This is a genomic window from Pseudomonas sp. IPO3747 (assembly GCF_013385245.1).
In the GTDB taxonomy this organism is placed as follows: domain Bacteria; phylum Pseudomonadota; class Gammaproteobacteria; order Pseudomonadales; family Pseudomonadaceae; genus Aquipseudomonas; species Aquipseudomonas edaphica.
On the sequence record NZ_JACAQL010000035.1, the window covers coordinates 1 to 2,977 of the forward strand.

Genomic DNA, 2,977 nt, shown 5'->3' on the forward strand with positions numbered 1-2,977 from the left:
TTGAGAAATTCGAATTTTCGGCGAATGTTGTCTTCACAGTATAACCAGATTGCTTGGGGTTATATGGTCAAGTGAAGAAGCGCATACGGTGGATGCCTTGGCAGTCAGAGGCGATGAAAGACGTGGTAGCCTGCGAAAAGCTTCGGGGAGTCGGCAAACAGACTTTGATCCGGAGATGTCTGAATGGGGGAACCCAGCCATCATAAGATGGTTATCTTACGCTGAATACATAGGCGTAAGAGGCGAACCAGGGGAACTGAAACATCTAAGTACCCTGAGGAAAAGAAATCAACCGAGATTCCCTTAGTAGTGGCGAGCGAACGGGGACTAGCCCTTAAGTGGCTTTGAGATTAGCGGAACGCTCTGGAAAGTGCGGCCATAGTGGGTGATAGCCCTGTACGCGAAAATCTCTTAGTCATGAAATCGAGTAGGACGGAGCACGAGAAACTTTGTCTGAATATGGGGGGACCATCCTCCAAGGCTAAATACTACTGACTGACCGATAGTGAACTAGTACCGTGAGGGAAAGGCGAAAAGAACCCCGGAGAGGGGAGTGAAATAGATCCTGAAACCGTATGCGTACAAGCAGTGGGAGCAGACTTTGTTCTGTGACTGCGTACCTTTTGTATAATGGGTCAGCGACTTATTTTCAGTGGCGAGCTTAACCGAATAGGGGAGGCGTAGCGAAAGCGAGTCTTAATAGGGCGTCTAGTCGCTGGGAATAGACCCGAAACCGGGCGATCTATCCATGGGCAGGTTGAAGGTTGGGTAACACTAACTGGAGGACCGAACCGACTACCGTTGAAAAGTTAGCGGATGACCTGTGGATCGGAGTGAAAGGCTAATCAAGCTCGGAGATAGCTGGTTCTCCTCGAAAGCTATTTAGGTAGCGCCTCATGTATCACTGTAGGGGGTAGAGCACTGTTTCGGCTAGGGGGTCATCCCGACTTACCAAACCGATGCAAACTCCGAATACCTACAAGTGCCGAGCATGGGAGACACACGGCGGGTGCTAACGTCCGTCGTGAAAAGGGAAACAACCCAGACCGTCAGCTAAGGTCCCAAAGTTATGGTTAAGTGGGAAACGATGTGGGAAGGCTTAGACAGCTAGGAGGTTGGCTTAGAAGCAGCCACCCTTTAAAGAAAGCGTAATAGCTCACTAGTCGAGTCGGCCTGCGCGGAAGATGTAACGGGGCTCAAACCATACACCGAAGCTACGGGTATCACGTAAGTGATGCGGTAGAGGAGCGTTCTGTAAGCCTGTGAAGGTGAGTTGAGAAGCTTGCTGGAGGTATCAGAAGTGCGAATGCTGACATGAGTAACGACAATGGGTGTGAAAAACACCCACGCCGAAAGACCAAGGTTTCCTGCGCAACGTTAATCGACGCAGGGTTAGTCGGTCCCTAAGGCGAGGCTGAAAAGCGTAGTCGATGGAAAACAGGTTAATATTCCTGTACTTCTGGTTATTGCGATGGAGGGACGGAGAAGGCTAGGCCAGCTTGGCGTTGGTTGTCCAAGTTTAAGGTGGTAGGCTGAGATCTTAGGTAAATCCGGGATCTTAAGGCCGAGAGCTGATGACGAGCTAACTTTTAGTTAGCGAAGTGGTTGATGCCATGCTTCCAAGAAAAGCTTCTAAGCTTCAGGTAACCAGGAACCGTACCCCAAACCGACACAGGTGGTTGGGTAGAGAATACCAAGGCGCTTGAGAGAACTCGGGTGAAGGAACTAGGCAAAATGGCACCGTAACTTCGGGAGAAGGTGCGCCGGTGAGGGTGAAGGACTTGCTCCGTAAGCTCATGCCGGTCGAAGATACCAGGCCGCTGCGACTGTTTATTAAAAACACAGCACTCTGCAAACACGAAAGTGGACGTATAGGGTGTGACGCCTGCCCGGTGCCGGAAGGTTAATTGATGGGGTTAGCTAACGCGAAGCTCTTGATCGAAGCCCCGGTAAACGGCGGCCGTAACTATAACGGTCCTAAGGTAGCGAAATTCCTTGTCGGGTAAGTTCCGACCTGCACGAATGGCGTAACGATGGCGGCGCTGTCTCCACCCGAGACTCAGTGAAATTGAAATCGCTGTGAAGATGCAGTGTATCCGCGGCTAGACGGAAAGACCCCGTGAACCTTTACTATAGCTTTGCACTGGACTTTGAATTTGCTTGTGTAGGATAGGTGGGAGGCTTTGAAGCGTGGACGCCAGTCTGCGTGGAGCCAACCTTGAAATACCACCCTGGCAACTTTGAGGTTCTAACTCAGGTCCGTTATCCGGATCGAGGACAGTGTATGGTGGGTAGTTTGACTGGGGCGGTCTCCTCCTAAAGAGTAACGGAGGAGTACGAAGGTGCGCTCAGACCGGTCGGAAATCGGTCGTAGAGTATAAAGGCAAAAGCGCGCTTGACTGCGAGACAGACACGTCGAGCAGGTACGAAAGTAGGTCTTAGTGATCCGGTGGTTCTGTATGGAAGGGCCATCGCTCAACGGATAAAAGGTACTCCGGGGATAACAGGCTGATACCGCCCAAGAGTTCATATCGACGGCGGTGTTTGGCACCTCGATGTCGGCTCATCACATCCTGGGGCTGAAGCCGGTCCCAAGGGTATGGCTGTTCGCCATTTAAAGTGGTACGCGAGCTGGGTTTAGAACGTCGTGAGACAGTTCGGTCCCTATCTGCCGTGGACGTTTGAGATTTGAGAGGGGCTGCTCCTAGTACGAGAGGACCGGAGTGGACGAACCTCTGGTGTTCCGGTTGTCACGCCAGTGGCATTGCCGGGTAGCTATGTTCGGAATAGATAACCGCTGAAAGCATCTAAGCGGGAAACTAGCCTCAAGATGAGATCTCACTGGGACCTTGAGTCCCCTGAAGGGCCGTCGAAGACTACGACGTTGATAGGTTGGGTGTGTAAGCGCTGTGAGGCGTTGAGCTAACCAATACTAATTGCCCGTGAGGCTTGACCATATAACACCCAAGCAATTTGA

The 2,977-nt window shown here is 51.6% G+C and carries 1 rRNA gene; it reads left to right on the forward strand.

Annotated elements, in window-relative coordinates:
• Positions 1-65: 65 nt before the first annotated feature.
• Positions 66-2,957: ribosomal RNA gene (locus tag HX790_RS29175) — 23S ribosomal RNA — on the forward strand.
• Positions 2,958-2,977 lie beyond the last annotated feature (20 nt).